Genomic DNA, 22,526 nt, shown 5'->3' on the forward strand with positions numbered 1-22,526 from the left:
TTCTGGTATAATTAAAGTGTTGTCGATAAACAATAAAAAATATGGCTAATAAATTTGAAAAAATGGAACAATCCATTTCCCAAGAAATGGCAGAGGCGCAGAAAAAATTAATAGAAAAATCATTTAGCAAACGACCAGTTGAAATTAATCTACTTCAAGTTTTAACCAATGACAGCAAACCGATATTTGAAAAGTTAACGGATAAGGCAAAGGATATTGCAAGAAAAACTTATGAAAAAATTTATAATACAGAGGGCGTCAATCGTTTAGCTGGAAAATTAGAAACCGCTTTAAGCCAAAAAAGAGTTAATGTTTATGAAGAAAAATTGTTAACCTTTAAAAACGCTATTGACCAGATTGATTATCGCATCAATTTATTTAATCAAGCTGAAAAGGAATTAACAGATTACAAAGAAAATTTTTTGAAAAGCAATATACCAGGATTAGAAGGAATTGATAATCAATTAAAGAAAATCAGAGAAGAAAGGGAAAAGCTTTTGAATAAAAAAGATAAAATTGCTTCAAAATTTGAAATTGAAAAAAACAAAAGAGATGTTTATGTTGAAAAAAGAAATATTATTGCTCAAAGACTAATAGATTATTATAACCAGAAAATTAAACCGTTTGAGCAGAAAATGGAAATTTTGAATCAACGCAAGAATGATTTAGAAAACAAATGGAAGGAAACAACCAAGCAGTACGAAGAGCGAATAATGGTTTTGGAGAAGCAAAAAAATGATTTATATCAAATTTTGACAAAAATTGGTTTGTCAGAAAGAAAAATTAATAATGATTCTACAATAAAAACTTTGGAAAAATTAATTAACGATACAAAGAAGCAATTAAATTCTCAAAGAATTGCCATAGAAAAGCAAATCTTAGAAGCAGAAAAAAGAATAGAAAAAATAAATAATAGAATGCGACCGCAAGTAGAAAAGAGAAATGAATTTTTAAGAATAATTGAGCGAGCGCCCTTAGATGTTTCAATTAATAAAGAAGAAGATAATAAAGAAGAAGAAAAAGAAGAAAAAAAGGAAGAAGTCGTTAAAATGGAAGAGACAGAAGAAAAAGAAAAAGCAATAGAAATGAGAATAGAAGAATTTCTTAAATACTGGGATAATTATTTAAAAGCGAGTTCTCGTAAGGATTTCGAAAATTATCAATTTTCCGAAAAACAATTTATTGAAAAATTTAATATTTCGCCTAAAAAACCAATGGATATTAAGAATTTTGTTGTATTGTTAAAAAATTTTTATGATGATTATCCCAAAAATCAACAAGACAGGGTTAGAATGCTCATTGACGATTTTATTATTCAATTACCCAAAGAAAAAGGCGAGTAATAAATTTTAAAAATATGACCAATTATAACGACGAGCAAGTTCAAAATAAAAAAAAGGAGATTGAAGAAATTGCTCAAAAAACCAAAGAAGAAATTAAAAAAATCAGCGAAAATTATAAAGAAATTCAAAAAGGTTTTGAAAAACTAATTAAGGATCTTGATGAAATGTTAAAAGATTCTGAGAGGGAGGAAAGAGAAATTGGTAAAGCCGAAAGCGATTTTGAGGAAGAACTTGATAAGTTAATTTTACAAAACGCTCAAGACGAAGCCGAAGAGGCGGAATAAAATTTTTCGAAAACTTTTAACTGAGAATCGCTAAAAATTGTCGAGTTAAATAAACTTGATAAAATTTAAATTTTTAGTATAATTAAATAAATCAAGGGATTGTGCGGTCCTTTTTTATTTATTAAAGATATGATTACTTTAATTCGTCATTTGCCATTATTAAAGCCAAAGAGGTTGAGAAGAGGAGATAAGGTTATTGTTGTCTCTCCTTCTCAGCCCATAACCAATGAGAAACATTTTAAAAGAGGGCTTAAAACCTTAGAAAGCCTTGGTTTTGTGGTTGAAACTTCGAAAAACGTAGATATGGTTTATGGTATGTATAAAGCAGGTACGCCAGAAGAAAGAGCGCAGGATTTAAATGAAGCGTTTGCCAGAAAGGATATAAAGGCAATTTTTATGAGTGTTGGTGGTTATCTTGCTAATCAAGTTTTGCCGTTGCTGGATTATAATTTGATTCGTAAAAACCCTAAAATTTTAATTGGTTTTTCTGATGGAACAACTTTATTAAATGCGATTTATCGCCGAAGTAGAATTGTAACCTTTCATGGTTTTAATATCGAACACTTTTTTATGAAGGCAAATAGTTACACAATTAATTCTTTTAAAAATATTTGTTTTGAAGGAGGAACTACTTTTTTAAGAAGAAGCAAATGGCAAGTATTAAAGCCTGGTCGAGCGCGTGGTAAGTTAGTTGGTGGTAATTTAATTAGTTTTGCAAATTTATTGGGTACTCGTTATTTCCCCGATGTTTCCAATAGTATTTTATTTTTTGAAGAACATGGTGATTATTCTGAAGACGTTGAATGCGCATTAACTCGTTTAATTAACGCAGGATTATTCGTAGAAGGTGGCGTTAGAGGAATTATTTTTGGGAAAATGATAAATGTAACTGTGGGTTCAGCCGATAAAGAATTGGAGAAAAAATTCGGCCGTCCAAAATATTTTACGCTCAATACTATTTTTAAGGAGATTTTGAAACCATATAAAATTCCGGTGGTAACTAATGTTGATTTCGGTGATATTTATTATCCGATGACTATCCCCATTGGCGTAGAGGCGGAATTAGACGCAACAAAAAGAGGGGAAGTAATAATTCGTTTATTAGAGCCAGCAGTTCGATAGTAAAAACTTGGCTAAATTTTAAATTTGAATTAAAGTATTTAAAGAAGGAGCGCCTGTAGCTTAACGGATAAAGCGTCGGCCTCCGGAGCCGAAGACTGCGCGTTCGATTCGCGCCAGGCGCACTTATATGCTTTCTCCAGAGTTATATTATCTTAAAATAGGCAAAGCAGATGAATTATCTAATAGAACAGAAAAAACAATATTTCGCTTTTTTGAAATTTTTCCGGGTTTGTTGTCATGGATAACTTTAATTTTAGTTTTTATTGTGGCGTGGCGATTACCGGTTGTGGCCGCTATTTTTATTATTGTTTTTGATGTTTTTTGGTTAATAAAAACAATTTATTTTAGTATTCACGCTTTTTATAGTTTTAAAATTCTCAGAAAAAATTTAGCAAAAAATTGGTTGGTTGAATTGAAAAATTTACCAAAGGAAAATTATCAACTAAACATCAGTGATTGGCGAGAAATATATCATTTAGTAATTTTACCGATGGTAAGTGAATCTTATGAAATTATATCTTCCACTTTAAATGCATTATCTAATGTTAATTATCCAACTGATCGTTTAATTGTAGTTTTAGCGACAGAAGAAAGAGTTCAAGAACAAATTCAAGAGACTATCACAAAGGTTAAAGAACAATTTGGGAATGTTTTTAAATATTTTTTAATAACGGTTCATCCTAAAGATATTGAAGGAGAAATTGCTGGTAAGGGCGCAAATGCAACATGGGCAGCGCGAGAAGCGAAAAAAAATATAATTGATCCTCTACATATTCCTTATGAAAATATTTTAGTTTCTAATTTTGATATTGATACCGTTATACCAGCAGATTATTTTGGTTGTCTTACATACCATTTTTTAACAGCTAACAAGCCTTTAAATTCTAGTTATCAACCTGTGCCACTTTTTACTAATAATATCTGGGAGGCGCCGGCATTAGCGAGAGTCATTTCTTTTTCGGCAACTTTTTTTCAATTAATTCAACAAGCTCGACCAGAACGAATGACAACTTTTTCCTCCCATTCAATGCCATTTAAGGCTTTGGTTGATATTGATTTTTGGCAAACTAATGTTGTTTCGGAGGATTCACGAATTTTTTGGCAATGTTTTTTGTATTATGATGGCAATTGGGAAATTGTGCCGTTATTTTATCCTGTTTCAATGGATGCAAATGTGGACGCTAAATTTATTAAAACAATGATTAATCAATATAAACAACAAAGACGTTGGGCTTATGGCGTTTTTGATATTGCTTATGCCTTTTTTGGTTTTTTAAAGAACAAAAAAATTCCTTTAAAAAAGAAATTAACCTATGGGTTTTTCCTTTTTGATGGATTTTATTCGTGGGCGACAACCAGTTTAATAATTTTCTTTTTGGGGTGGCTGCCTTTGGTTTTGGGAGGACCAAAATTTAATTTTACCATCCTCTCATTTTATTTACCGAAGATGACATCATATATTCTAACGGTTGCGAATATAGGTATTATTACTTGTGCGATTTTAAATTTTTGGTTCTTGCCGCCACGCCCACCATATTATGGCAAGTGGCGTTATGTTTATTTTGTTTTACAATGGTTTTTAACTCCAATAAATTTAATTTTCTTTGGGAGCATACCAGCGTTAGACGCTCAAACAAGATTAATGATTAAGAAATATATGGGTTTTTGGGTGACACCAAAACATCGTAAGCTCAAAATCAATTAATTTTTAATTTCTAAAAATAAAGTTATAATAAAAATGTTTTTATGAATAAAAACGATTTTATTAAAATTAAAGATTATTTGTGGGAGATTCCAAAAACATTCAGAGATGATATGCGTGTTTCTGCAAGAGTTTATGCGAGTGAAAAATTAATTGATGAATCAATGCGCGATCGTTCTATTCATCAATTAATCAATGTGGCAACCTTGCCGGGAATTATTAATTATAGTTTAGCAATGCCTGATATTCACGAAGGTTACGGTTTTCCTATTGGGGGTGTTGCGGCTATTGATGCAAAAGAAGGCGTAATTTCACCCGGTGGAGTCGGTTATGATATTAATTGTGGGATGCGTATTTTATTGTCTGATTATTCAAAAATTGATTTAGAACCATATTTAGATAGATTAGCAACAGCCATTGCTAAGGCAGTACCGTCAGGTCTTGGGAGAGGACATAAAGAAGGATTAAGCATTATAGATTTGGATAAAATTTTAAATGGCGGCGCAAAAAAATTAGTGGCAGATGGATATGGAGAGAAGGAGGATATTGAACTTTGTGAATCAAATGGATGTTTGGATTTTGCCGATGCAAAACTAGTTTCGTATAAAGCTAAAGATCGAGGTAGAGATCAGCTAGGAACTTTAGGGAGCGGGAATCATTTTTTAGAAATTCTTAAGGTAGCAGAAATTTTTGATGAGAGGCTTGCTCAAGTAATGGGATTTTTTCATGATCAAGTAGTTGTTATGATTCATACTGGTTCAAGAGGGCTGGGGCATCAGGTGGCAACCGATTATATTCAACAAATGATGAAGTCAATGAAAAAATATAATATAAATGTTCCTGATAGAGAATTGGTTTGCGCGCCATTCCAAAGTGAGGAAGGACAAAGTTATTTTAGAGCAATGAGTGCGGCTGCCAATTTTGCTTGGGCTAATCGCCAAATGATTACTTTTTATATTCGGGAGGCTTGGGAGAAAATTTTGGGTAGAGATAAAAAATTAAAAATGTTGTATGATGTGGCGCATAACATTGCTAAATTAGAGGAGTATGAAATAGAAGGAGAAAAAAAGAAACTTCTAATTCATCGCAAAGGTTCAACGCGTGCTTTTCCGCCATTTCATCCAGAAATTCCCAAAAAATATCAAGCCATTGGTCAACCGGTATTGATTCCGGGCAGTATGGGGACAGCTTCATATATTTTGGTTGGGACAGAAAAAGGATTAGAAAGTTGGTATTCCACTTGTCATGGTGCTGGTCGAAGGATGTCGCGTATGGCAGCAGTTAAAAATCTTTCTCCGAAAGAAATTATTAAATATTTAGAAAATAAAGGGATTTTAGTTAAATGTGAAAGTTTGAAGGGTTTAGCCGAAGAAGCCCCAGAGGCATATAAAGACATAAATGAAGTGGTTAATATTGTTCACCAGAGCGATTTATCATTAAAAGTGGCTAAACTAGTGCCTTTGTCGGTAATAAAAGGAGAGTGATTATGAAAATTTTAGCCAAAAATAGCAAAGCGGAATTTAATTATGAAATTTTAGAAAGAATTGAAGCAGGAATCCAATTGCTTGGATGTGAGGTTAAATCTGTAAAAAATGGCAATGTTAATTTAACTGGTTCATTTGCCCAAATTTATGGTAATGAAATTTATTTAATCAATGCTAAAATTCCAGCTTGGCAGCCCCAAAATGCCCCTTTTAACTATCAAGATGATCGGAGCCGCAAGTTATTGCTTCATAGAGAAGAAATTAAGCGATTAATTGGCAAAATGAAAACCGAGCGTTTATTGCTTATTCCCCTGGCGGTTTACTTGAAAAAAAATAAAATTAAAGTAGAATTAGGACTTGGTAGAAGCAGACATAAAATTGATAAAAGAGATATAATAAAACAACGCGAAGTAGAAAGAGAGATAGCCCGCAACTTTAAAAATTATCAATTTTAGTCAAAAGGGGGATGATCGGCCTCGAGACGGAAAAGCATTTTCGAGTCAGGCCGAGGAGCCGTTACCTCGTAAATCAACGGGAAACAAAAAACTGCCAATTTTAGCAGAAATTTGGCTTTTGCTTTAGCATAAGCCCATCCAATTAGCTGATGCTCGATAGGCTAAAAGGGTGTCAAATTATCGAGCTTGGCTCTTTCTAGGCGTCTTTGGCTAGAAGAGCAACCTAACTCCAAAGACAGGGACTAATAATTTTGCCGATTTTAGATATTAGTCCTTAAGAAAAATCGGCTGATTGTCTGGAAAGCTCGAAAATCAACTTTTTCGTCCACGCGGGTTCGATTCCCGCCATCTCCACTAAATTATCCGGTCGGTCGATTTTTAAAATTCTAAGATAAAAAGATTTAACATCAACAACCAAATAAGAGCGAGAGAAGTTAGAGTAATTGATGAGAATGGTCAAAATTTGGGGGTAATGTCATTGGAAGAAGCTTTACGTTTGGCGCAGTCAAGAAATTTAGATGTGGTTGAAATTACAAGCAAAGCTAATCCTGTCGTGGTGAAAATTTGCGATTTTGGCAAATTTTTATATCAACAAGAGAAAGAAGAAAGGAAAAAGAGGATGAAAGAACGCAGTGATGAAATGAAGCATGTTCGATTGGGTTTTAATATTGGCAGACATGATATGGAAGTAAAAGCGCGGCAAGCTGAGGAATTTTTGAAGGATGGTTTAAAAATCCAAATTGAACTCATACTTAGAGGTCGAGAAAAAAGCCATAAGGATTTAGCGGAGAAGAAATTAAAAGAATTTTTGACTTTTATTAATCATCCATATAAAATCATTCAAGATATAAAAAGCGCTCCGCGAGGGTTAATTATAACAATCTCTTCTTAAAATAAAAAATATGCTAAAAACAAAAAAGGCTGTTCAAAAAAGAATAAAAATTACCAAAAACAAAAAATCACTTCACCGTCCAATAAAACAGAATCACTTTAAATCAAAATTAACAGGTCGAGATAATCAAAAAAAGAGACATTATAAAGGTTTTTATAAGGCGGATGAAAAGGTAATTAAAAAATTTTTGCCTTATAATATCAAATAAAAATTTTTATTAAGGTTTCTGTTTAATTTTTTATAAAAATTAAATGGAAACTATTTTTTATAAATTTTTAAAACTATGGTCAGAGTCAAAAGAGGAAAAATTGCTCATAAGAAAAGAGAAAAAATTTTACGTTATACAAAAGGATTTAAATGGGGTCGCAAATCAAAAGAGCGATTGGCTAAAGAAGCTCTTCTTCATGCGTGGACCCATGCTTTTGAGGGAAGAAAATTAAAAAAGCGTGATTTTCGTCGTCTTTGGCAAACTAAAATTAAGGCTGCGGTTAATCAGGGTGGATTGAAGTATAACGAGTTTATTAACTTATTAAAGAAAAATAATGTAAAAATTAATAGAAAAATCCTTGCTCAATTAGCCGAATTTTATCCGGAAGTTTTCAGCCAAATTGTTTCAGCGGTCAAATAAAAAATTTCACTATGATTATTTTTAAACGAAAAAAATACGATAAGAAAATTTTGAAAGAGTTAAAAGAATTATTGGATAAAGAAAAAAAGGAACTTCAAGAAAAAGTAGAAGAATTGAACTTAAAAGAGAAAGACATGGCAATAAAAATGCCCGATTTTATGGCATCCGAAGATGCTTCAATTGAAGCTGATGAAGTAGAAGAATTAAACAACCTTCTTTCCTTAAAAATGGAATGGGAAAACGAAATTGATAGAATTAATCAAGCATTAGAAAGAATGGAAAAGGGGAGTTATGGCATTTGTGCTGAATGCGGTAATTTAATTGAAATTGCGCGTTTAAAAATTGAACCGACAGCGCAAATTTGTATGACTTGCGTTAAGAAAAAAAATCGTCAAACACCTTAATTATAAAATATTTCTTTACAATGACTGCCAAAGTTTTTTCTTCGGCTGTTGTTGGAATAAAAGCTCAAATAATTGAAGTAGAAGTTGATTTAGCACCTGGTCTTCATGCTTTTAATATTGTGGGTTTGGCTGATAAAGCTGTTAGTGAGGCAAGGGACAGAGTTTCGTCGGCTATAAAAAATAGTGGCGCTGTGGCGCCTCAACGCTTAAATAAAAGAATCACTGTTAATTTAGCGCCGGCTGATTTAAAAAAAGAGGGTTCGGCTTATGATTTGGCTATTGCGGTTGGTTGTCTTTTAGCCTCCAAACAAATCAAAATTTTTAATACTCAAAATAAAATTTTTTTAGGTGAATTAGCGTTGGATGGTAGTTTAAGGCCTGTGGCTGGTGTTTTACCAATTGTTTTAATGGCCAAAAAATTTTCTTTTGAAGAAGTAATTATTCCCAAACAGAATGTTAATGAAGCAGGTCTGGTTGAGGGATTAAAAGTGGTTGGTTGTGAAAATTTAGCAGAAGTAATCGATTATTTAGAAGGAAGAAAGGATATATCTTTTATAAGCAAAGGAGATTTTAATCGGCAAAAATTAAATGATTATTCTGTAGACTTTTCTGATATTAAAGGTCAATATCAAGCAAAAAGAGCTTTAGAAATAGCAGCGGCTGGCGGACACAATGTGTTAATGATTGGATCGCCCGGGGCTGGTAAAAGTATGTTAGCTAAGGCGTTACCTTCGATTTTACCACCTTTATCTTTAGAAGAAGCTTTGGATGTAAGTAAAATTTATAGTGTTTGCGGTTTGCTTTCCAATGAAAATCCTTTGATAACTACAAGACCATTTCGCTCGCCCCATCATACAGCTTCAAAAATTGCTTTAGTTGGGGGAGGATCCTGGCCAAAACCCGGTGAAATTAGTTTGGCTCATCGTGGAGTTTTGTTTATGGATGAAATTCCTGAATTCGCCCGTGATGTTTTAGAAAGTTTAAGGCAACCATTGGAAGATGGCGAAATTACCGTTAGTCGTGTTCAGGGAAGTTTAACTTTTCCAGCGCGATTTATTTTGGTGGCTGCTATGAATCCCTGTCCGTGTGGTTATTATGGCGATTCAGAAAAAGAATGCCGTTGTTCACCTTCGGAAATTTTAAGATATCAAAAGAAAATCTCTGGTCCTTTACTTGACCGTATTGATTTACAAATTGAAGTGCCAAGAGTTAAATATGAGGAGCTCAAGCAGGAAAAAAATGGTGATTCATCAGAGGTAATTAGAAAACGAATTGAAAAAGCACGCGAGATTCAAAAACAAAGATTTGCTCAGTTGGAAAGAAATATTTTCACCAATGCGGAAATGACTTCTAAAGATGTTGAAAAGTTTTGCCGATTGGAAGAGGCAGCAGAAAAATTATTAAAACAAGCCATTGAAAATTGGTATTTATCAGCCAGAAGTTATTATCGGATTCTTAAAGTTGCCCGCACAATTGCTGATTTATCAGAATCAGAAGTGATAAAAAATGAACATATAGCTGAAGCTTTAAGGTATCGGATTAAGAACGAAAATTAAAGAAAAAGATAAAACAAAAAATCGAGTTAAAACTCGATTTTTTGTTTTTGGATAAGATTGTAAACTTTATCTGGCAAAGGGATTTTTAGCGCCGCGGACTTCAAAATGAAGATGACACCCTGGCGAACCGATAACATAACCGCTATTGCCCATTAATCCGATTAATTGTCCCTGCATCACATAATCGCCTTCTTTAACTTGAACTTGATTTAAGTGAGCGTATAGGGTTTCAGTATTGTTGGGATGTTGAATTTTTATATATTTGCCGTAGCTATTGTCATAAGATGCCGTTTCTACCAATCCCTCGGCCGCTGCTAAAACCGGAGTATCGCAGCGATTAGCAATATCAACAGCATTTACATTGTGGAGAATGCCCCAATTAAAACCAGCGACGGGGATGATGTAGTAATATGGATATTCAGGCAAAGAAGAGGTTGCAGCGAATACTTTATAAGTTCTGGGCATTCGGCCATCGGGTATAATAATTTTTTGTCCTGGTATTAAAGAAGAGCTAGTTAAATTATTGTAAGCAATAATTTTGTCAGTTGCGACAGAGTATAATTCCGCAATTTTTTCTATTGTGTCACCGGGTTTGATTTCATGCAGAACGCCAGATACTGGTAAAATAATTAATTCTTCGCCGGGAGTGATTCTTTCACTTTTCAAATTATTAGCCCATTTTATAGTATCCAAACTTATACCAAATTCAGAGGCAAGACTTAATAACGTATCACCCTTTTGAACTTTATAAATCAAGACACCATTTTTATCCGTTTTAATACTTGTAAGAATGGGGCTGGGATTTTGTAAGCTATTGTTGTCAATAAGATAATAAATATTGGAGTCGGCGATAGATGAAAACCCCAAACCTTTATTTTCATTAAAACTCTGATTAACGGCGAGAGCAAAAACGGCTGTATTGTTATTATTTGATGCTAAATTTGTGGTAATTAATTTTGGACCGCCTAAAATTCCTCTGTCCGACTCTTTGTAAGCTAAAAGTTTATTTTCGTTTGTGTAATTAATGACTATTAAAACAATTCCTAAAATAAACAAAAAGACAACCGTTGGGAGTGGCTGTCTAAAGAAAAAGAACTTCTCTTTTAACGAAAAGAGGTTTTTTGAATTAAAAATGATAACTTTCAGTTCAATCGTGATCTTTCGAATCAATCGCTTAAAATTGGTGAAAAGCGTACAAATAAGCTTGTTTAATTGTTTTCTCCTCAAAAGACAGGGGTCTTTTTAAGGATTACTCTAAATTATAAACAAAGAGGAAAACAAGTCAAGTTTTTGTTAATCGAGAAAAAATCAGTTTAAAAATCTAAAAATTATAATAATTTTTGCTGGAAAAAACGAAGAAAAAATGTTAAACTTAGTTTTATGATTGATAAGTTTGAAATTCTGGAGAATTTAAATGAGGATCAGAAAGAGGCGGTGCTTTTTACAGAAGGGCCGCTTTTAATTGTGGCTGGTGCTGGGTCGGGCAAAACGAAAACTTTATCTCATCGGGTGGCCTATCTTTTGGCTACTGGTATAAAACCCGAAAATATTTTAGCTATTACTTTTACTAATAAAGCTGCCGAAGAGATGCGTGAACGAATTAAAAAAATTTTGGGCGCTAATAATTTTTCTCATAAACTTTTTATAGGGACTTTTCATAAATTAGGCTTAAATATTCTAAAGGATTTATTAAGAATAGTGCGCCGCAATAAAAATTTTGTAATTTTTGATGAAGACGATTCATTAAAAATTATTAAAGATTGTTTACGAGAACTAAATTTGCCGAAAGAACAATTTTTACCAAGTATTGTTCGCAATGAAATTTCTCGAGCCAAGAGTGAATTAATTGATGTGATTAACTATGAAAAAAACGTTGAAAATTTTTTTCAAGAAAAAGTAGCAAAAGTTTATCGATTATATGAGGAAAAATTAATTCAAAACAATGCTTTTGATTTTGACGATTTGATTAAATTGCCAGTAGAAATTTTTCAAAAAAATCCAGAAATTTTGGAAAAATATCAAAACAAATGGAAATATATTTTAGTTGATGAATATCAGGATACAAACACTTCCCAATATCAATTAATAAAACTTCTTGCTTCGAAATATCGCAATTTATGTGTGGTGGGCGATGAAGACCAGTCAATTTATACTTGGCGACAAGCTGATTTTCGCAATTTTTTAAATTTTGAAAAAGATTGGCCAGATGCAAAGGTGGTAGTATTGCGAACCAGTTATCGGTTAACAAAGAATATTTTGAGAGCAGCCCAAGAGATAATAAAAAACAATAGATTGCGTCGAGAAAAAGAATTGATATCGGTTAACAAAGAAGGAAAGCCAGTTTTTGTTGTGAGGACACTTGATGAAATTGAAGAAGCAGAATTTGTAGCCTCGATGATTTTAAATTTAATCGAACAATATCATTATCAATATAAAAATTTCGCTGTGCTTTATAGAATCAATGCCCAATCCCGTGTTTTGGAGGAGGTTTTTTTAAAAGCAGGCATCCCTTATCAAATTTTTGCTGGCATTAAATTTTATCAAAGAAAAGAAATAAAAGATATTATTGCTTATTTAAGGATTTTAGTTAATCCAAAAGATTTGGCTAGTTTAGAGCGGATTATTAATATTCCGCCGCGCCAAATTGGAGCAAAGAAAACGGCAATTATTTTTCAAGAGGATAATTATGAAAAAGTTTGGGAAAATATTAAAAAAATTGCCGAAGCAAAAAATTTTTTAAAAATTTATAATGAATTAAAGAATTTAGTTGATAAAATTCCAATAGCCCAATTATTGCGAGAATTATTAAATAGAATTAATTATGAGCAGTATCTGAAGGAAACAGTTAAAGATCCTATAGAAAAATGGCAAAATGTTTTGGAGTTGGTGCGATTAGCAGAGGATTTTGATGCTTATGAAAAAGGCACATTGACAGAATTTTTAGAAAAAATCACTTTATTTCAGGAGGGTGATGAAAAAACAGAGGATAGAAACTATGTTTCTTTAATGACTTTACATAGCGCTAAAGGATTAGAATTTGATGTTGTTTTTATTGTCGGGGCGGAAGAAGGAATTTTGCCGCATATTCAGTCTCAGTATTCAGAAGAAGAACTTGAGGAGGAGAGGAGATTAATGTATGTTGGGATGACGCGAGCTAAAGAAGAGGTTTATTTGATCTGGTCATCGCGACGCAAAATGTTTGGTCAATTGAAAATCAGTGAGAGCTCTCGTTTTGTTGAAGAAATTCCAAAAGAGCTAAAAGAAGAAATAGAATTAGAACCATATAAAGAAATAATTGATCCGGATTATCCAGAAATCGAATTAATTGATGATGATAATTATGAAATATAAAAAAAGATTAGGACAAAATTTTTTGATTAATAAATCAGCATTAAAAAAAATTGTCGATGCTTTGGAAATTAAAAAAGATGATATTGTTGTTGAAATTGGCGCTGGCAGTGGCAATTTAACCAGTGAGATTTTTAGAAAAACTCCTTTTGTTATTGCGGTTGAAAAAGATAAAGAATGGATTGAAATTCTAAAAAAACGTTTAGGAGTTTTTAAAAATGAATGGCCGAAAATTATTGAAGCAGATATTCGTGATGTTTTAGAAGAAATTTCAAAAACTTATAAAAATTATAAAATCATTGGTAATATCCCTTATTACTTGACTGGTCAACTTTTGCGCATTTTTCAGAAATTAAGAAACCCACCCCAATTAATTGTTTTGATGCTCCAAAAAGAAGTGGCTCAAAAAATTTTGGCCAGCCCACCAAACGCTAATTTATTATCGAATATAGTTAATCTTTGGTCTAAACCCCGATTGGTTTTTAATTTAAAATCAAAAGATTTTTATCCGCCGCCTAAAGTGTCATCAGCGGTAATTAAATTGGAAGTTTTGTCTACTGGTAAAAGATTAAAAAATGAGGAAGAAATAATAGAATTATTAAAAATTGCTTTTAAACAACCACGAAAAACGCTTTTGAATAATTTGTCAAGTAAATTTGATAAAGAAAAAATTAGAAAAATCTTAGCGGAATTAAATTTGTCTGAAAAATTAAGACCTTCTGAATTATCGCTTCAATTGTGGATAACTTTGGCAGAAAAACTTAATAAATAATAATTTTTGCAGTATAATATTAAAGAAGCAAAGAATTTTTAATATGAAGAGCAAATATTTACAATTAAGCATAGGAATTTTTATCTTTGCGATTTTTATTTCTTTTTTGATTTTGCAAAACAATAAAACAAATAGTTTAAATGAAAACAACTTAGCTGTGGTTAATTCAGCTAAAATTAATGCCCCTTCTTCTTTTTCGTTGGAAAAATTAAATCAAAAATTAGCAGCGGATATAGAATCGTTGGATATTAAAGATGAAGATAACCTAACTTTAAAAGTGGCTAATGAACTAGCCTCACAAATTATTTCTTTAAACGCCAATAACGATTTGTCCTCGGGAGAATTAATGGTGCCGAACGAGGAATTATTTAGCGCTGAAATGATTGAGAAATACAAGAATTATTTTTTGGAAAACTTACCTATTACCACTTTTGCTGAATTAAAATTTATCTCAAATGAACAGCCGCCATTCACCTCTTTTAAATATTTTGTTGAAACAATAAAAATTTTATATGACAACAAATTAACTGATGATATCTTCCAAGAAAAAATCCAGAGTTTTCTTGATAATGAAAATCCAACCTTTTTTAGCGACACAATTAATGATTTAAATTTAGCAATTACCGATTTGAAAAACTTGCCTATTCCCACCTCTTATGCCAATTTGCATTTGGACTTGATTAATCTTTTAAACACAAAACTTTCAATACTAAAGGCGCTTTATAATTACCAAAAGGATCCAGTGAGCGCCTTGGTTGCCTCTCAACTGCTTGAGGATTTGGATACTGCCTATCAGCAATGGATGGCGGCAATGATGCGGAAAATGGAAAGCGATGGTTCGATTAAATATTTTAAGTTTTAAATGAGCAAAAAAACATTTGCCATTATCACTTTAATTGCTATTTTACTCCTTAATTTAGAAGGGGTTATTGAGGTTAAAAAGGCCAATGCCCAAGTTTCCCTTCCTACTGTTGAAAGATCTCTGCCCCCCATACAAGATATGGAACCAGTTATAGAATCAGCACCAGAAGTATACGATGCCGAAAATTGGGGCGAGGTGATGGTTTGTTCCACGGGGATTTACCAGAGGATTAGTAGTTGGATAAATACCGCATTATCAGTTGTTCTTAATCCAGTTTGTCAGATGTTGGGTCGCGCTTTTAGTTTTTTGGGGATTGGGGGTACAGCTGTTTCAGGAGAGTGTATTATAAATACTGGTGGCGCTGATACAACCCAGCAATGTAAAGAATGGGTAGCGAAAAAGAAAGCTTCTTTAAAGGCGAAAATGGCAGAAATGACAAAGTTGTTGTTAAGAATTACGGTTAAAACATTTATGGATCGTCTAGTTTCTAATGCTGTTGACTGGATTAGCGGTAGAACAACAGGAGATCCTCAGTTTGTTACCAATTGGAGACAATTTTTTAGTGATGTAGTTAATGAAGCATTTGGATTCTTCATTGAAAACTCCCCATTTTCTCAATTATGCGAACCATTTCGTTATACAGTGCGAGTTGGGACTACTTTGCCTGGTAAGCCACCATTCCCAACTTGTACTTTATCTAGAGTGGTAAGCAATATTGAATCTTTTTATGATAATTTTTCTAATGGCGGATGGTTGGCGTTTGAGGAATCGTTTTATCCTTGGAATAATGCTTTTGGGGCATACTTGATGACCCAAGAATCTTTAAATGCGGAATTGACCGAGGCTCGCGAAGAAGCAGAGAAAAAGACACAAAGCGGATATAAGCCGACTGAGTGGTGTATTAAAACCAAAAAAGATCCTGCTACTGGGCAAGAGATATGTGTAGAAAAAGTGGTAAGTATTCCTGGCGAAGCAAAATCCGATGTAACCTCAAAAGTTTTAACCAATCAACTTGATAAAGCAGATACATATTTCTTAACCTCAGCTGATCTTAAAGGTTATGCTGAAATGATTGCCCAAGCCATAATGAGTCGTTTGATAAAATCAGCTAAAGAATTATTGATTGGTGGCAAATGGTATGGTAAGGGGTTATTGAATTTGCCGGAAAAGGGTGATTCAGGTCCATCTTTAAATTTGCGTTATGCGTGTAAAACATATGGAGGTTCAAAGGTTTGTGAGATTGATGCAGATGGGCCCTATTTTTCCAAGGAGAGTTGTGAAGCGGTTTGTAGTGGTTCATCAATACGATTTAAATGCGACGCCCAATTACAAATTTGTGTAGCTGATCCAAACGGCAATTATAGTGATTATGATTCTTGTAATCGAGTTTGTTATCCTACAATAACTACCCCTCCGCCATCAGAAAATCGTTATAGCTGTAATGAAACCGAAGGGCTTTGCGAATTAGACCCCAATGGTGATTTTACCAGCCTGACTAGTTGTCAAAAATATTGTGGTAGCGAACCACCTCCACCGCCGCAGTATTAAAATTTACTGAAATATGCTAAGAAAGATAAAAAATATACTTAAAAAAATTAAATTGAGAAAATTGTCTTTGACTCAAGGGGTGGTTTTGGGTTTGTTTATAAATTTTATAGCAGTTTTTAAAACCCATGCACAAACCTCCTATATTACTTCAAAAGTCATTTATGGTATTTTTAGTTGGATTTCACATCTAATTGCTATTATTGCTTCTCAAATCATTATTTTAGAAGCAAAACTCTTGGCTTTAATTATTAATGCTTCCGTCTTTACAAAAATGCCCGTTGTTCAAACAGGATGGCGAATCGCGCGCGATTTCACCAACATCTTATTTATAATAATTTTAATTTACATTGCTTTTTCTTATATTTTGAGAGTGCAATCAAGAGCAACAAAAGGTTTATTGGTCAAAATGATTATTATGGCTATTTTGATTAATTTTAGTTTGATGATTGGCGGAGTTATTATAGATTTTTCAAATATGTTTTTCAGATATTTTATTTTCGGTTCTTTGGGCGGAGATTCGAGTGGTTTAAGTGGTGTCAGATTTACTAATGCACTAGCTGATGCTTTATCATTGCAAACATTTATGAAAAGTCAGTCTGTTCAAGAACCTACAGCTACCTCTACACCAGCAGAGTGGCAAACATGGGTAGAATCACAAATGGCGGGTGCTCAAGAAAAAACTGCTTTGATGGGGATTGCAAAATTAATGTTTACCATTATCTTTAGCTTTTTAATGATTATAATTTTTGGCGCTCTCGTGGGTATTTTATTTGTTCGTCTTTTCTGGTTGTGGATTTTATTAATTTTTGCTCCTCTGGCGTGGGTGATATCGTTAATTTCAATTCCCGGCACGCCGGGCAATATTGCTAAGCAGTGGTGGGATAAATTTTTGCAGTGGTGTTTTGTAGCTCCAGTAATGGGATTTTTCATTTATTTAGCTTTAGAGACAGCGGGTCATGTTAAACAACTGACCATTCCTGATAGAATAGTAACTGGAATGAGTTCTGTAATGTATAACCTTCAAGAAATAATGCAAATGTTTTTAGTGGCTGGTTTTATTGTTGCGGGGTTGATAGCAGGGGAGAAAATGGGAGCAAAAATTGCTGCTAAGGCGCATGGTATTGTAACCTCGGCTGGCAATAAAGTAAAAGGAGCTGTTAAAAATAAAGCTTCTTTATGGGCATTGCGAGCTGCTAATGCTCCGGCCACTGGTTTGGAAAAAGCCGCTAGTAAATCCGATGTAGCAAAAGCGCTAATCGGAATCACTGGATTGGGCATGGCTAGTCGTTATGTTTCCCGCAAAGCCGAGGAGGCTGAAAGTAAGGATTGGAATGAGAGAAAGAAGAAGTACGAATCTGTTGGCGTTGATCAATTAAAGAAAATGGCTAATTCAGCTTTGATGCCGGCCGAAAGAGCGGCAATGTTCTCGGTTTTAGCTCAAAAAGGAGGAATTGATGATTCTAACAAAGATCAAGCTATATCATTGTTAAATAGGTATGATAAAGATTCTTATAAGAAAGTTTTAAGTGAACACCCTGAATGGCATCCTGCTGTTCAAACAGCGGTCAAGAGTAATGATATACAACAAGTAAAAAATGTTATTAAATCAAATTCTGACATTGATATAAATAAATTTAATATTAGCAAAATTAAAGATGAAACTATTCTTTCAGCTGTTGTTGAGCTAAAGATTGATTTGGATCCAGAAAAAGCAGCATTAGAATTAAGAAATCTTGATTTAGATTTGTTAAATAAATTAACCACGCATATTAAGGAAAGATTCAAAGGTTTAGATATTGAAAGCAAAAAAGAATTTGCCAAAAAGATGAAAAGTGGTTATACCGGTCGACAATGGTTTAATGCAAATTTAAACGCTGATTTAGAAGCAGCATTAGAAGAAGAAGCATTAAAAGAACAAAAACAAAAAGAAGAAAAAGAAGAACCGAAAGTTAAATTGTATAAATAAAATAAAAAACAGAAAATTTTTTAAACAAATAAAATTATGAATAATAATACATTAATTAATTCAGAAGAAACAATAGAAAATATTAGAAAAAGAATGGATAAATTACCTGATAACATTCAGAAGATTCTTATTAGTAATGAGTTGGCCGATTATTTTTTAGAATTAGATCGTCAAAACTATTTGACGATGGAACAATTTGATGTAATGGTAGAGACAACACATCAAGTTTTTTTGGGCATGATTAATCCGAGTGTTTTTCTCCCGTTATTGTCCGGCAAATTAATAGATAAAGGACTTCATCCTGTCATTGCCAAGGAAATTGCTCAAAAAATCGAAAGTAAACTCATTGCTCCAATAAGAGATGATTTAGAAAAAATTTATCATCGTTTTTCAGCGATGGAAAAATTAGAAGGAAAAACCCAAGAAGAAGTCCAAAAACAAAAAGAAGAAATATCGAAACCTTTAGAAGCGCAAGAAACACCCCCCACCTCATTAATTATTGAAAGTCAAAAATTGCCACAAGAAACTTCTGGGGGAGAGATTAAGTCAATGGACACGATTATTAAGCCCAAATCAGAAGAAATTGCTCCACCCATTCAACCATCAGAAGAGAAGCCAAGGCGTTCCTTTTTGTCATTTTTGAAATTCAAACAACCAACTGAAGAAAAACCTGCGGAAAAAGTAATTATTGGGAAAGAAGAAGAATCCAAACCAGTTTTGGAGGAATCTTCACCATGGCGAATTAGCTTTGAGGATGTTCAACCAGCCAAAGAAAAAGTAGTTTCAGAAATTGAGTTAAAACACGAGGAAGAAATTAAACCAATTGGAAAGATAGAAAAACCAGTTTTTGAAAAAGAGGAAATAATTCAGAAAGAAGGAACTCCCACCATACCCGCTGAAACCATACCAGCAATGCAAGCAGCCGCACCTCCCCTAGAGAAAAAGTTAGAACCCCCCATTCCTGAAATGAAAACAGCCGAACCAATGATAGAAAAAGAAATTTTCCCAAGCGCTAAGCCGCTATCAGAACCCCCAGAGATAAAACATGAAACAATAAACTTAACACAAAATAAACCTTCGTTAGAAGAGCAAGCGCCAGAATCGGCCACGATTAAGGAATCCCCCAAAGAAGAACCAGAAAAGATTAAAGAAGGAGATTCACAGAATGTTCCCGCTGAGAATGTAATTGATTTAAGAAAACTGAAATTCTAAAAATTAAATAATATGCCGACAACACAAGTTCCACAATTTATTAATTTAGAAAGCAAAATTGTTGGGCCGTTAACCCTTCGTCAATTTTTATTTCTGGGGGGCGGAGGAGTTTTAATTTTTATTTTAAATTCTATTTTAACAACAGGTCTATGGATTTTAGTAAGCATTGTTATTGGTTTAATTTCAATTGCTTTGGCTTTTGTGAAAATTAACGAGCAGCCGCTTCATAAAATCCTAATCAACGCTTTAAAATTTTATATTAATCCTCGTTTATATACTTGGAAAAAACCACAAGCAACAAAGCCATTATTAAAAGAAACAAAACCAATTGTTGCTAAAAAAGAAGAAAAAAAGCGATTAACCGTCGAAGAATTAGAAGCAATAGCTAAACAATTAGAAGAAAAAAATAATCAATAATTATGATAGGAGGCGCTTCTACAGAAAAATTCATAGATATTGAGACAATCAAAGACGATTGCGTTATTTTAAAAGACGGCTCTTTAAGGGCGGTTTTAATGGTTTCTGGCATTAACTTTGATTTATTGTCGGAAACTGAACAAGAGATAGTGTTAAATGCTTACCAGAATTTATTAAATTCTTTAGATTTTCCACTGCAAATTCTTGTTCATTCTCGAAAAATCAATCTTGATAATTATTTGCAAAAGATTAAAGAAATTGAAAAAAACGAGCAGAACGAACTTTTGAAATTGCAAATTCAAGAATACCGCAATTTTATCGATGAATTAATAAAAAGCACCAATATTATGACAAAAAGATTTTATGTTGTTATTCCTTATTCGCCATCACTTATTTCCGCAAGTAGCTCGGCTAATCCATTAACGCAAATTTTTCAAAAATTACCTTTTGGCAAGCAAAAAGCAAATATTCAACAACAAGAAATTGATGCCGAAACACAATTTGTTAATAATAAAATGCAATTATATCATCGCGTCAGCGCTGTTATTTCTGCTTTGAAGCCAATGGGTTTAAATGCCATCCGTCTTAAAACGCCGGAGTTAATTGAATTATATTACAACTTTTATAATCCCGAAAAACAAGAAAGGGTCGGTTTGGCTATTACAGCCGAACTAGAACAATTAGAAGAAGAACCATTAATAGAGTAAAAATATGCCATTTTTACCTTTTTCATCAAAAAAAGACGAAGAAATAAAAATTCCGAAACCATCGCGAACGGGCTTGCAAACCATTAGAGAAATTTTAACCCCACCCGCTTTGGAGATAGAGTCAACATATGTACGCCTGGGCGATTTGTATACCAAAACTTACTATATTATTTCGTATCCGCGCTATCTTACTTCTGGTTGGTTTTCGCCTGTCCTCAATATTGACCAAACAGTTGATGTTTCTATTTTTGTTCAGCCAGTTGATACAGGAGTAGCCTTAAAACAATTACGAAGAAAAGTAGCTCAAGTAGAAGCTCAACTTTTAGAAAGAGAAGAAAAGGGATTGGTGAGAGATCCAGTGTTAGAAACCGCTTATCAAGATTTAGAAAACTTACGTGACGCCTTGCAGCAAGCAAGAGAAAAACTTTTTGAAGTCGGTGTTTATATTGCTATTTACGCCTCTAATCTCAAAGAATTGGAAGAAATTGAGCAGAAAATTATAAGTTTCTTGGAGGGGAGAATGGTCTATATAAAACCAGCACTTTTTCAACAATCGGAGGGGTTATTATCTTGCTTTCCTTTGAATAAGGATTATTTGAGCGTTCATTCAACATTGAATTCTTCGCCTGTTTCTACTTTTTTCCCTTTTATTTCTTTGGATTTAACTTCAGATAAAGGAATTTTTTACGGCATTAATCGACATAATAATAGTTTGATTATTTTTGATAGGTTCTCTTTAGAAAATGGTAATATGGTAATTTTTGCTAAATCCGGTAGCGGTAAATCTTATTTTTGTAAATTGGAGGTTTTGCGTTCTTTAATGATGGGAACCGATGTAATTATTATTGATCCCGAGAAAGAATACCAGCATTTAGCAGAAACAGTTGGAGGTTCATTTATAAATATTTCTTTAACTTCAGAGCACCATATTAATCCTTTTGATTTGCCACCGCCTCGTCCTGATGAAAAACCCGAAGAGGTTTTGAAATCAAACATTTTAAATCTTACGGGTTTATTAAGAATTATGCTTGGTGAATTAACTTCTGAACAAATTGGAATTTTGGATAGAGCGATTGCTGAAACTTATGCCTCCCGCGATATTACTCCAGAAAGCGATTTTACCAAATTAACTCCCCCATTAATGGAGGATTTGCAAGCGGTGTTGGAAAATATGGAGGGTGGTGCTGAATTGGCTGATAGATTATTTAAATTTACGCGAGGCACTTTCGCTGGTTTTCTCAATAAACCCACTAATGTTGATATTGATAATCGTTTGGTTGTTTTTGCCATTCGTGATTTAGAAGATGAGCTGCGGCCAATTGCAATGTATATGGTTTTGAATTTTATTTGGAATTTAATTCGTTCGCAACTAAAAAGAAGAATTTTGATTGTTGATGAAGCATGGTGGATGATGAAATATCCAGCAGGCGCAGATTTCTTGTTTGGATTAGTAAAGCGTTGTCGAAAATATCATATGGGCGTGACAACAATTACCCAAGATGTTGAAGATTTTATAAGAACGCCGCAAGGGAAACCAATTATCACAAATTCCGCGTTGCAATTGCTTTTAAAGCAATCGCCTGCTTCTATTGAGGTGGTAGCCGAAACATTTAATTTAACTGAAGCAGAGAAACAATTGCTTTTAAGCGCTAATGTAGGAGAGGGGATATTTTTTGCGGGTGCAAAACATGTGGCTATTAAAGTAATTGCCTCTTATACCGAGGATCAGATAATTACTACCAATCCAGCTCAAATGCTTCAAATTGAAAAAGCCAAAGAAATGTTTGATAAAAGCTTTGGGGCATAGCTTAATTTTTTAATAAA

At 33.3% G+C, this 22,526-nt stretch carries 21 protein-coding genes, 1 tRNA gene and 1 other RNA gene; 22 read left to right on the forward strand and 1 reads right to left on the reverse strand.

Annotated features, from left to right (window positions below):
- The first annotated feature begins 41 nt into the window (after nucleotides 1-41).
- The 13 genes from N2692_00845 to N2692_00905 all read left to right on the forward strand — a co-directional run bounded on the left by N2692_00845 (nucleotide 42) and on the right by N2692_00905 (nucleotide 9,870).
- Nucleotides 42-1,343 carry a hypothetical protein gene (locus tag N2692_00845; protein MCX8015842.1) on the forward strand — a complete coding sequence of 434 codons (1,302 nt, stop codon included), beginning with the start codon at nucleotides 42-44 and terminating at the stop codon, nucleotides 1,341-1,343.
- A gap of 14 nt (nucleotides 1,344-1,357) precedes the next feature.
- A complete protein-coding gene (locus N2692_00850; GenBank protein MCX8015843.1) occupies nucleotides 1,358-1,627 on the forward strand; it encodes a hypothetical protein in 270 nt (89 codons plus the stop codon).
- 129 nt (nucleotides 1,628-1,756) lie between these two features.
- Nucleotides 1,757-2,749, forward strand: coding sequence for an LD-carboxypeptidase (locus N2692_00855; protein ID MCX8015844.1), 993 nt, complete (start codon nucleotides 1,757-1,759; stop codon nucleotides 2,747-2,749).
- Between the two features lie 49 nt (nucleotides 2,750-2,798).
- Nucleotides 2,799-2,871: transfer RNA gene (locus N2692_00860), tRNA-Arg, on the forward strand.
- Nucleotides 2,872-2,876: 5 nt separating this feature from the next.
- Nucleotides 2,877-4,454: a glycosyltransferase family 2 protein gene (locus N2692_00865; protein MCX8015845.1), complete on the forward strand. Its 1,578-nt coding sequence runs from the start codon at nucleotides 2,877-2,879 to the stop codon at nucleotides 4,452-4,454.
- Nucleotides 4,455-4,495: 41 nt separating this feature from the next.
- A complete protein-coding gene (locus N2692_00870; protein ID MCX8015846.1) occupies nucleotides 4,496-5,935 on the forward strand; it encodes an RtcB family protein in 1,440 nt (479 codons plus the stop codon).
- Nucleotides 5,936-5,937: 2 nt separating this feature from the next.
- Nucleotides 5,938-6,390 (forward strand): SsrA-binding protein SmpB, encoded by a 453-nt coding sequence (gene smpB / locus N2692_00875; GenBank protein ID MCX8015847.1) that lies wholly within the window; start codon nucleotides 5,938-5,940, stop codon nucleotides 6,388-6,390.
- A gap of 7 nt (nucleotides 6,391-6,397) precedes the next feature.
- Nucleotides 6,398-6,747: a transfer-messenger RNA gene (ssrA, locus tag N2692_00880) on the forward strand.
- Nucleotides 6,748-6,796: 49 nt separating this feature from the next.
- Nucleotides 6,797-7,282 carry a translation initiation factor IF-3 gene (gene infC / locus N2692_00885; protein ID MCX8015848.1) on the forward strand — a complete coding sequence of 162 codons (486 nt, stop codon included), beginning with the start codon at nucleotides 6,797-6,799 and terminating at the stop codon, nucleotides 7,280-7,282.
- A 10-nt stretch (nucleotides 7,283-7,292) separates the two neighbouring features.
- A complete protein-coding gene (locus N2692_00890; GenBank protein MCX8015849.1) occupies nucleotides 7,293-7,490 on the forward strand; it encodes a hypothetical protein in 198 nt (65 codons plus the stop codon).
- 75 nt (nucleotides 7,491-7,565) lie between these two features.
- Complete coding sequence (gene rplT / locus N2692_00895) at nucleotides 7,566-7,910, forward strand: 50S ribosomal protein L20 (GenBank protein MCX8015850.1); 345 nt, start codon at nucleotides 7,566-7,568, stop codon at nucleotides 7,908-7,910.
- An 11-nt stretch (nucleotides 7,911-7,921) separates the two neighbouring features.
- A complete protein-coding gene (locus tag N2692_00900) occupies nucleotides 7,922-8,314 on the forward strand; it encodes a TraR/DksA family transcriptional regulator (protein ID MCX8015851.1) in 393 nt (130 codons plus the stop codon).
- 20 nt (nucleotides 8,315-8,334) lie between these two features.
- The gene (locus N2692_00905) at nucleotides 8,335-9,870 is read left to right on the forward strand and encodes a YifB family Mg chelatase-like AAA ATPase (GenBank protein MCX8015852.1); all 1,536 of its coding nucleotides are present in this window, start codon (nucleotides 8,335-8,337) and stop codon (nucleotides 9,868-9,870) included.
- 66 nt (nucleotides 9,871-9,936) lie between these two features.
- Here the strand turns inward: N2692_00905 and N2692_00910 are convergent, their stop codons facing one another.
- The gene (locus N2692_00910; GenBank protein ID MCX8015853.1) at nucleotides 9,937-10,926 is read right to left on the reverse strand and encodes a peptidoglycan DD-metalloendopeptidase family protein; all 990 of its coding nucleotides are present in this window, start codon (nucleotides 10,924-10,926) and stop codon (nucleotides 9,937-9,939) included.
- 324 nt (nucleotides 10,927-11,250) lie between these two features.
- Here N2692_00910 and N2692_00915 point away from each other — a divergent pair, with 324 nt between their 5' ends.
- Genes N2692_00915 through N2692_00955 form a run of 9 tightly spaced genes read left to right on the forward strand, consistent with a single transcriptional unit; the run spans nucleotide 11,251 to nucleotide 22,509 of the window.
- Entirely contained in the window at nucleotides 11,251-13,221 is a 1,971-nt protein-coding gene (locus N2692_00915; GenBank protein ID MCX8015854.1) for a UvrD-helicase domain-containing protein, read from the forward strand.
- On the forward strand, nucleotides 13,211-13,990 hold the full coding sequence (gene rsmA / locus N2692_00920; protein ID MCX8015855.1) for a 16S rRNA (adenine(1518)-N(6)/adenine(1519)-N(6))-dimethyltransferase RsmA: 780 nt from the start codon (nucleotides 13,211-13,213) through the stop codon (nucleotides 13,988-13,990). The genes N2692_00915 and rsmA overlap by 11 nt, the downstream gene beginning before the upstream one ends.
- Nucleotides 13,991-14,033: 43 nt before the next feature.
- Nucleotides 14,034-14,852 carry a hypothetical protein gene (locus tag N2692_00925; protein ID MCX8015856.1) on the forward strand — a complete coding sequence of 273 codons (819 nt, stop codon included), beginning with the start codon at nucleotides 14,034-14,036 and terminating at the stop codon, nucleotides 14,850-14,852.
- Nucleotides 14,853-16,400: a hypothetical protein gene (locus tag N2692_00930; protein ID MCX8015857.1), complete on the forward strand. Its 1,548-nt coding sequence runs from the start codon at nucleotides 14,853-14,855 to the stop codon at nucleotides 16,398-16,400.
- A gap of 13 nt (nucleotides 16,401-16,413) precedes the next feature.
- Nucleotides 16,414-18,366 carry a hypothetical protein gene (locus tag N2692_00935; protein MCX8015858.1) on the forward strand — a complete coding sequence of 651 codons (1,953 nt, stop codon included), beginning with the start codon at nucleotides 16,414-16,416 and terminating at the stop codon, nucleotides 18,364-18,366.
- 36 nt (nucleotides 18,367-18,402) lie between these two features.
- Nucleotides 18,403-19,578 carry a hypothetical protein gene (locus N2692_00940; protein ID MCX8015859.1) on the forward strand — a complete coding sequence of 392 codons (1,176 nt, stop codon included), beginning with the start codon at nucleotides 18,403-18,405 and terminating at the stop codon, nucleotides 19,576-19,578.
- Nucleotides 19,579-19,590: 12 nt separating this feature from the next.
- Nucleotides 19,591-19,995 carry a PrgI family protein gene (locus N2692_00945; GenBank protein ID MCX8015860.1) on the forward strand — a complete coding sequence of 135 codons (405 nt, stop codon included), beginning with the start codon at nucleotides 19,591-19,593 and terminating at the stop codon, nucleotides 19,993-19,995.
- 2 nt (nucleotides 19,996-19,997) lie between these two features.
- Nucleotides 19,998-20,702, forward strand: coding sequence for a hypothetical protein (locus N2692_00950; GenBank protein ID MCX8015861.1), 705 nt, complete (start codon nucleotides 19,998-20,000; stop codon nucleotides 20,700-20,702).
- A 4-nt stretch (nucleotides 20,703-20,706) separates the two neighbouring features.
- Complete coding sequence (locus N2692_00955; GenBank protein MCX8015862.1) at nucleotides 20,707-22,509, forward strand: ATP-binding protein; 1,803 nt, start codon at nucleotides 20,707-20,709, stop codon at nucleotides 22,507-22,509.
- Nucleotides 22,510-22,526 lie beyond the last annotated feature (17 nt).

This window comes from Patescibacteria group bacterium (genome assembly GCA_026415775.1).
Taxonomy (GTDB): domain Bacteria; phylum Patescibacteriota; class Minisyncoccia; order UBA6257; family JAAZHW01; genus SKW32.